Origin of the sequence: Dolichospermum sp. LEGE 00246 (assembly GCF_015207865.1) — a bacterium.
In the GTDB taxonomy this organism is placed as follows: domain Bacteria; phylum Cyanobacteriota; class Cyanobacteriia; order Cyanobacteriales; family Nostocaceae; genus Dolichospermum; species Dolichospermum heterosporum.
On sequence record NZ_JADEWA010000194.1, the window covers coordinates 1 to 9,315 of the forward strand.

The 9,315-nt window shown below is 39.5% G+C and carries 6 protein-coding genes; 5 read left to right on the forward strand and 1 reads right to left on the reverse strand.

Translation table 11 applies throughout. The annotated features are described in order from the left end of the window. Positions 1 to 169 precede the first annotated feature (169 nt). The gene (locus tag IQ228_RS13915) at positions 170 to 1,147 is read right to left on the reverse strand and encodes a glycerophosphodiester phosphodiesterase (protein ID WP_027401018.1); all 978 of its coding nucleotides are present in this window, start codon (positions 1,145 to 1,147) and stop codon (positions 170 to 172) included. A 145-nt stretch (positions 1,148 to 1,292) separates the two neighbouring features. Here IQ228_RS13915 and ligA point away from each other — a divergent pair, with 145 nt between their 5' ends. The 5 genes from ligA (at position 1,293) to IQ228_RS13940 (ending at position 8,575) form a co-directional block, all read left to right on the forward strand. Then, positions 1,293 to 3,338, forward strand: coding sequence for an NAD-dependent DNA ligase LigA (gene ligA, locus IQ228_RS13920; RefSeq protein ID WP_193963197.1), 2,046 nt, complete (start codon positions 1,293 to 1,295; stop codon positions 3,336 to 3,338). Positions 3,339 to 3,418: 80 nt separating this feature from the next. Then, the gene (locus tag IQ228_RS13925; RefSeq protein ID WP_027401020.1) at positions 3,419 to 3,967 is read left to right on the forward strand and encodes a fasciclin domain-containing protein; all 549 of its coding nucleotides are present in this window, start codon (positions 3,419 to 3,421) and stop codon (positions 3,965 to 3,967) included. A gap of 660 nt (positions 3,968 to 4,627) precedes the next feature. Continuing rightward, positions 4,628 to 6,109: an Asp-tRNA(Asn)/Glu-tRNA(Gln) amidotransferase subunit GatB gene (gene gatB / locus IQ228_RS13930; protein WP_193963194.1), complete on the forward strand. Its 1,482-nt coding sequence runs from the start codon at positions 4,628 to 4,630 to the stop codon at positions 6,107 to 6,109. A gap of 477 nt (positions 6,110 to 6,586) precedes the next feature. Then, positions 6,587 to 7,828 (forward strand): bifunctional ornithine acetyltransferase/N-acetylglutamate synthase, encoded by a 1,242-nt coding sequence (gene argJ / locus IQ228_RS13935; RefSeq protein ID WP_193963195.1) that lies wholly within the window; start codon positions 6,587 to 6,589, stop codon positions 7,826 to 7,828. A gap of 129 nt (positions 7,829 to 7,957) precedes the next feature. Further along, positions 7,958 to 8,575 (forward strand): Uma2 family endonuclease, encoded by a 618-nt coding sequence (locus tag IQ228_RS13940; protein ID WP_193963196.1) that lies wholly within the window; start codon positions 7,958 to 7,960, stop codon positions 8,573 to 8,575. Positions 8,576 to 9,315: the final 740 nt, after the last annotated feature.

The window sequence follows — 9,315 nt, forward strand, 5'->3', positions numbered from 1 at the left end:
GCTAATCATACAGCCATTATGAATCATATATCTGATAAATAAGTAAGTAGGTGAACACAATAAAACCAAACTGTGTAAAGAAACGTAAAATCGCCCAAACCCTCTTCACTCTTGCCTCTTGCCTTGCCATAACGACAATTTTCAACGCCAACCTACTTATATTATTAGATTATTCATAGAGTTTGACTTTTAAGGCTTTATCTGGATAATCACTAAATACACCATCTACACCCAATTTAAAAAATGATTGATATTCCTGTTCAGGATTTCCTTGACAGTCTAAGGGTAAGAAAAAATCCTCATTTCTAAAAGTCCAAGCGTGAACTTGTAAATTAGCTGCATGAGCATCTATAATTAAAGATGTTGGTGATAGTAATTGACCATGATTATCTCTGGGAATTAATAAGTTTTTATTTACACCTATTGCTTGGGCATATTCGGCAATTTCTTTCAACCCTTTTTGATTTAATAAATCTGCATAATTTCGGGGATTATTATTAATCATAAAATCGTAAGGTTGACCAGTATCATTAATGAGTTGGACTAATGGTAAATCTGTTTTTCGAGACAATCCTTTGAGGTTACTAACTTCAAAGGATTGAATAAATATGGGTAAATTAACTGTTTGTAAGCTTAATAATAAAGTGTCTTCTAATGGTAAACTAATTGATTGAAAATAACTGGGATGTTTCGTTTCAGGATAAATGCCGATATTACGGCCAATTGCTTGACTTTTATGCTGGGCTAAATCAATGATTTCTGTAAAAGTGGGAATAGGAAATATTCCTTCATAAACTAGATTTTGAGGGCGTAATTGGGGAATACGTTCTTTAGCTGTTAAGGTTTTAATTTCTGCTATGGTTAAGTCTTCTGTAAACCAACCTGTTTTAATTTCATTATCAATAATTTTCGTGGTTTTTAAATGGGCAAATTCGGGATGATTAGCAATATCAGTAGTTGCGGATATTTCATTTTCATGACGGGCAATTAAAACACCATCTTTAGTAATAACTAAATCGGGTTCAATATAATCAGCACCTAAATCAATTGCTAATTCATAACTAGCTAAAGTATGTTCAAGACGGTAGCCACTTGCACCACGATGAGCGATAATAATGGGGGGTTTGTTTATGAAAGTTTGAGTCATGATGACTGTTGACTGTTGACTGTTGACTGTTGACTGTTGACTGTTGACTGTTGACTGTTCCCTGACCACACAAGTAAATTCACAGAATCAAACCGGATTCCTATAATTAAATTCCCACTGTTATTATTTTTTTGTTATGAAACTGATGATGTCAAATCAGCCGGAAGTAAAACGTATAGAAGAATTACGCCGCTTATTGCAACAAGCTAGTTATGCCTATTATGTTTTAGATGCGCCAGTTATGGAAGATACGGTTTATGATCGGCTGTATCGAGAGTTGCAAGAATTAGAAACACAAAATCCCGAATTAATTACTCCTGATAGTCCAACTCAGCGTGTTGGCAATCGCCCTGCCACCCATTTTACTTCAGTTCGTCACAATATTCCCCTATATAGCCTGGAAAATGCTTTCAATATTGAAGAATTGCAAAGTTGGGATCAACGGTGGCGGCGATACTCACCTACTCAGTATAATACCGGAGAAGTAGAATATGTATCTGAGTTAAAAATTGATGGTGCAGCTTTGGCTTTGACTTACGAAAATGGCTTCTTAGTCAGGGGGACAACGCGAGGAGATGGGGTAATGGGTGAGGATATTACCCAAAATGTCAGGACTATTCGCTCAATTCCCCTCCGTTTGCATTTTGACGGGTTAGAAAATATTGCTAAGGTGGAAGTCCGAGGAGAAGCATTCTTACCTTTACAGGTATTTAAGGAAATTAATGAGAAGAGACAAAAGGCTGGAGAACAGTTATTCGCTAATCCGCGCAACGCTGTGGCGGGTACGCTCAGGCAACTGGATTCACGGATTGTAGCACAGCGACAGTTAGATTTCTTTGCTTATACTCTGCATATTACAGGCTTGGATGATTCTAGTATTGCCAATACTCAATGGGAAGCTTTGGAATTGTTGCAAAAAATGGGTTTTCGAGTGGATACCAATCATAAACTCTGCCATTCTATCGCTGAAGTTGCTGAATATTACCAATATTGGGATACAGAACGGCTGAATTCTCCCTATATGACGGATGGTGTTGTCGTTAAATTAAATATGTTTAGACTCCAAGAACAATTGGGGTTTACACAGAAGTTTCCCCGCTGGGCTATAGCCTTAAAATATCCGGCGGAAGAAGCCCCAACCCGTGTAGTAAAAATTACCGTTAACGTTGGTAGAACTGGGGCATTAACTCCTTTAGCGGAAATGTTGCCAGTACAATTAGCGGGAACAACTGTTTCTCGTGCTACCTTACATAATAGCGATCGCATTGAGCAATTAGATATCCGCATTGGCGACACCGTGATTGTTCGCAAAGCCGGAGAAATCATTCCCGAAGTTGTCCGGGTCATCAAAGAACTACGTCCCGCTGATACTCAACCTTTCATTATGCCTTCCCATTGTCCCGTCTGTGGTCAACAGGTGGTGAGAGAAACGGGCGAAGCTGTTACTAGATGTGTAAATGCTTCCTGTGCGGCGATTCTTAAAGGTGAGGTTGAACATTGGGTCAGTCGTGACGCTTTAGATATTAAAGGTGTGGGAGAAAAGTTGGTGTATCAACTCGTAGACAAGGGTTTAATACATTCCATTGCTGATTTATATGAATTGACAACAGATAAATTATCTGCGTTAGAACGCATGGGACAAAAATCGGCAGAAAAATTGGTGAAGGCGATCGCACAATCAAAAACCCAACCCTGGTCTAGAGTATTATATGGTTTAGGCATCCGTCACGTTGGCAGCGTCAACGCCCAATTACTCACCGAGAAGTTTACCACCGTCGCCGAGTTAACAGCCGCCAGACAATCAGATATTGCAGGCGTTTATGGTATCGGTGCAGAAATCGCCCAATCAGTCTATCAATGGTTTCGCACCCCAGCTAATCAAACCTTAATCTCCCGGATTCAGACCATTGGCTTACAATTAGCCAACAGCATAGAAACCAAAGCAGTAGAGAAAATTAATCAAAATTTTGCTGGGAAAACCTTTGTCGTCACCGGCACATTACCAACCTTAAAACGGGATGAAGCCAAAGCCTTAATTCAAAAAGCAGGTGGTAAAATCACTGATTCAGTTAGCAAAAAAACAGACTTTTTAGTTGTGGGTGCAGATGCCGGTTCTAAACTAGAAAAAGCCCAGAATTTAGGAATTAGCCAATTGACAGAGGCACAGTTATTAATAATGCTGGCAGAATAGTTACAAATGAACATAAATTGTTAAATTCTGTTACAATTTTGGTGGTGAATTTCAACTAAAATTTGTGGGAGCGAGAAATAATGAATTCCGTTTTTAGTAAAACACTTGCTATCACTGTAGCTGCAACAACCCTTTTCGTCAGTGTTCCTGCCTTTGCAGAAAGCCAACCTGCACCCATGAGCAAGAAAGCTGATACTAGTAAAACCACTGTAGGCACAATTATTGATGTTGCCAGTGGTAACAGTTCTTTTAAAACCCTGGTGACAGCTATTAAGGCAGCAGGTTTAGTAGAAACCCTATCTGGTCAAGGACCATTTACCGTATTTGCACCCACAGACGCAGCCTTTGCTGCACTTCCAAAAGGAACTTTAGAAAAACTTTTGAAGCCAGAAAACAAACCAACCTTAGTCAAAATTTTGACCTATCATGTAGTTTCGGGTGCAGTTTACGCTAAAGATATCAAACCTGGTGCTGTAAAAACAGTTGAAGGTCAACCAGTAAACATAAAAGCTAAAAAAGGCGTAGTGTATGTAGGTAACGCTAAAGTTACTAAGGCAGACGTTAAAGCTAGTAATGGCGTAATTCATGTGATTAATAAAGTGCTACTTCCTCCTAATGTGAAGTTGTAGAATTTTTGGCGTTGCTGATTAAGGGTATGAATTTTAGTCTCACGCAAAGGCGCAAAGACGCAAAGGTAAGATTTTTAAAGGTTCAATTTGGAAATTTCATACCTCGATTCAACAACGCCGAATTTTTCAGATCAGGCGAAATGCTGCTTGGATAATTACCCTGATCAATTGGTTCTTTTATTGCCTGATATTATAGCGATCGCATCGAATCATAGCACATATAGGTGATCAATCAATGCGATCGCTAATTATTTGGGCATTGCTGATTAAGGGTATGAATTTTAGTCTCACGCAAAGGCGCAAAGACGCAAAGGTAAGATTTTTAAAGGTTCAATTTGGAAATTTCATACCTCGATTCAACAACGCCGAATTTTTCAGATCAGGCGAAATGCTGCTTGGATAATTACCCTGATCAATTGGTTCTTTTATTGCCTGATATTATAGCGATCGCATCGAATCATAGCACATATAGGTGATCAATCAATGCGATCGCTAATTATTTGGGCATTGCTGATTATAGGGTATGAATTTTAGTCTCACGCAAAGGCGCACTGAGGTTTGAGTTTTAAAGGTTCAATTTGGGAATTTGATACCCTTAATATCAACACAAAACCGCTAAAATAGTACCAAATCAAATCAGAAAAACTGTAAAATTTGGATATGACCACAGCCACACCCGTAAAAACTGAATATGAAGCGATTATTGGCTTAGAAACCCATTGTCAACTCAGTACCAATACCAAGATTTTCTCCAACAGTTCCACAGCCTTTGGTGCTGACCCCAATACTAACATTGATCCTGTATGTATGGGTTTACCAGGGGTTTTACCCGTACTTAACGCCAAAGTTCTCGAATACGCCGTGAAAACGGGTTTGGCGTTAAATTGTCAAATCGCTCGGTATAGTAAATTTGACCGCAAACAATATTTTTATCCTGATTTACCCAAAAATTACCAAATTTCTCAATATGATTTACCCATAGCCGAACATGGTTGGATAGAAATTGAATTGGTAGATGATGCAGGAAACCCCAGTCGCAAACGCATTGGTATTACCCGGTTACACATGGAAGAGGATGCAGGGAAACTCGTCCACGCTGGGAGTGAGAGACTTTCCGGTTCTACCTATTCTCTCGTAGATTATAACCGCGCGGGGATTCCCTTGGTAGAAATTGTTTCTGAACCAGATTTACGGACAGGACAAGAAGCGGCGGAATATGCCCAAGAACTACGGCGGATTGTGCGCTATCTTGGTGTCAGTGATGGGAATATGCAAGAAGGATCTCTGCGTTGTGATGTGAATATTTCTGTGCGTCCGGTGGGACGAGAGAAATTTGGGACTAAGGTGGAAATTAAGAATATGAACTCCTTCAGTGCGATTCAAAAAGCGATTGATTATGAAATTGAACGCCAAATCGCCGCCATTGAATCAGGAGAAAAGATTATTCAAGAAACTCGGCTTTGGGAAGAAGGTTCGCAACGTACCAGTAGTATGCGAGTCAAAGAAGGTTCTAGTGATTATCGTTATTTTCCTGAACCTGATTTAGCACCCATTGAAGTCACCCAAGCAGAATTGGATTCATGGTTAAGTGAATTACCCCAACTACCTGCAAGCAAACGCCATTATTATGAAAATGAGTTGGGACTTTCGGCTTATGATGCGCGAGTCTTAACTGAGGATAAACCAGTTGCGGACTATTTTGAAAGTGCAATCTTTAAAGGTGCAAATCCCAAATCTGCGGCTAACTGGATTACTCAAGATATCGCTGGGTACTTAAACAAACAAAAACTCACCATTTCCGAAATTAAACTGACTGCTGTTAACCTAGCTGATGTGATTACTCGCATTGAAAATGGGAAAATCAGCAACGCTCAAGCTAAGGAAAAACTCACAGATTTACTCAATGGTGTTTCCCCAGAAGAAGCCTTTGCTGGTCAAGAACTGATTTCAGATCGTACCATTCTTGAACCCATCATTGATGAAATCATCGCCGCTAATGCTCAACAAGTCGAAAAATACCGCAAAGGTAACACCAACCTCAAAGGCTTTTTCGTGGGACAAGTCCTGAAAAAAACCGATAAACGCGCAGAACCCAAACTCACCAATCAATTGGTAGAAGAGAAACTCAATGCACCAATGTAGGGTAACACCCCTCACCCCGACAATCGTATAATGTGATAACAAGACGCAACTTGATTATTGGGAGAGCTAGTTTTTATTGGCTCTCTTTCTTTATATAACTGAAAAAAATCTTCTCTTCCTTCTTCCCTCCGTGTTCTCTGTGCCTCTGTGGTTCGTTAAAATACTTCAACCACAAATTGCCCAAAGAGCGTAAAGGAAAAAAAACAGAATTAAGCATTAACAGAAAATAAAAAATAGGGGGTTTGACCCCTTGGTGCTAGAATCATATAACGTGCTAAGTAAATGCACCCTGATGATTTTAGAGAGCTATCCAAGTGGCTCTCTTTTATTTGTTTTAGGTTTAATTTTCGTGATTAAAAAAAGATTGTCATCAAAAGATAAACTCACTTATAGACATAAATACTGGACGCTGATATCAAACCAGAGGCGGAAAGTAATTGAGCAGCAAACGTGATATAGATAATTGTGAGTAAAATTATGGCAGATTGGCAAATAATTACTGGTGGTGTAACAGCAGCGCGGGGATATAAAGCAGCGGGAATTACAGCGGGACTAAAAGCTTCGGGATTACCGGATTTAGCCTTAATTGTATCAGATGTGGAAGCGATCGCTGCTGGTGTATTCACCACTAGCCAAGTTAAAGCAGCCTGTGTAGATTACTGTCGTCAAGTATTACAAGGGAAACATAGCGCGAGAGCCATTCTTTGTAATGCGGGACAAGCTAACGCCGCAACAGGCGAACAAGGCATTAAAGATGCTCAAGAAAGTGCAGACTTGTTAGGTAAAGAATTGGGTATTAACCCAGAATCCATTTTATTAGCTTCCACCGGCGTAATTGGTCAACGGATTAAAATGGATATATTGCGGGGTGGTATCCCCAAAGTAGTTGCAGAACTATCAGAAACAGGCTCAGACGCAGCCGCAGGCGCAATAGTCACCACAGATCTAATCACCAAATCCATCGCATTAGAAACCATTATCAATGACCGTCCGGTGCGAATTGGTGGCATTGCTAAAGGTTCAGGGATGATTCACCCCAACATGGCGACAATGTTAGCCTTTGTTACCTGTGATGCAGCAGTCTCTTCTACGCTTTGGCAACAAATGTTAACCAGAGCAGCAGATAGAAGCTTCAATTCTATCACCGTTGATGGTGACACAAGTACAAATGATTGTTTAATTGCTTTAGCAAATGGTCAATCTCGCACCCCAGCAATTACCGAAATGGGAGCAGAGGCACAGAAGCTAGAAGCCATGTTAACTTATGTATGTCAGCATTTAGCAAAAGCGATCGCTCGTGATGGCGAAGGGGCAACTTGTTTAATAGAAGTCCAAGTCAGTGGCGCTCATGATGAATTATCAGCCCGTCAAATTGCCAAAACCATTGCCGGGTCATCTTTAGTCAAAGCCGCCATTTTCGGTCATGATCCTAATTGGGGACGGATTGCGGCGGCTGCTGGTCGGGCTGGAGTCCGGTTTGAACAGGAAAACCTCTCTATTAAATTAGGGGATATTTTACTATTTGAAAATGGTCAACCTTTACCTTTTGATAAAGCAGCGGCTAGTGCATATTTAAAAGCAGCCGCTCATGGTGAATATCTGCAATCAGACACAGTATTAATTTCCGTCGGTGTTGGTAATGGTCATGGAACAGGTCAGGCTTGGGGTTGCGACTTGAGTTATGATTACGTAAAAATTAACGCTGAGTATACGACCTAAAAAAATCGGCGTTGCTGATATAGCGGTATGCAAAACCTTTAGGGGCGGGGAAACCCTGCCCTTGATTGCGATAACTGTAAGATGACGATGCCGCTATAATATTTTTATTGTCAGCAATACTCAACAGCCATGATTCAAACTTTATCTAAAGTTACTACCTTTGAGGAATTTGTCGCTGGGCTTCCTGAAAATTCTGGGGTACGTTACGAACTACATAATGGGAATATCATTGAAATGGCACAACCAATAGGTGATCACGAAGAAGTTAAAGGGTTTTTAGGTGTAGAAATTCCCTTTGAAATTAAACGTCTGGGATTACCCTATGGTATTCCTAACCAAGTTATAGTTAGACCAGAGGATAAAGATTCTGGTTATTTTCCAGATGTGTTGGTGCTAAATCGGCAAAATCTAGCTAATGAAAAATTATGGAAAAAACAATCTATCATCAGTAATGGTGCATCTATACCTTTAGTAATTGAAGTTGTTTCAACTAATTGGCGTGATGATTATCATTTAAAATATGCTGATTATGAAGAAATGGGAATCCCTGAATATTGGATTGTTGATTATGCAGCTTTAGGTGGAAGAAATTTTATTGGTAATCCTAAACAACCGACAATCTCTGTTTGTAATTTGGTTGATGAAGAATATCAAATTAGTAAGTTTAGAGATCATGAACGGATTATTTCCCAAACTTTTCCTGAATTAGATCTCACCGCAAATCAGATTTTTCAAGCTTCGATATAATCAAATTATGGCGTTGCTGATTAAGGGTATGAATTTTAGTCTCACGCAAAGGCGCAAAGGTAAGATATTTAAAGGTTCAATTTGGAAATTTCATACCTCGATATGGCTAATGCCTCCGGCTCCCGCAGGGATACGCCACGCAGGCTATCAGCAACGCCCAAATTATAATTTATGAATAAATTGTTCCATCACATACTCCCTGAGAACAGGTTGCAAAGTGTACTTACCCGCTTCTTTCTCTATTAAACAGCGTGAATATAGCCTTTCTAAGTAATTGGACAAAAATATTTACAGTCATTGCGAGCGAAGGGAAGCAATCACAACCCTTGCAATTGCTTCATTCCACTTCATTCCATATTGCTAACACCACGCTGCGCTAACACAATGACATTGTGTAATTAATTCTGTCTCACTACTTATTGCTTGTAAAAGTTGGGATTTAGAAACAGTCGGTAATATGTTTTGATTTGGTGCTAAATCAGTAATAGTTGTTAATTGCTGGTCAGTGGACAGACAGTACATAATTTGCCATTCTAGAACCGAGAGGGGATTTAACTGCTGTTCCAGTAAGCTGTTAATATAATTACTGACTAATAATGTATGGCTCTTCGGTACTTGTTATTCATCTCCTACTCACTACAACTATTATAGCAAAATTCAGAAATCATCAATAAACATTTAAAATTCAATATTAATAGTATCAGAAAACCAATCATCATCAATTAACTGTTCTAAAGCTT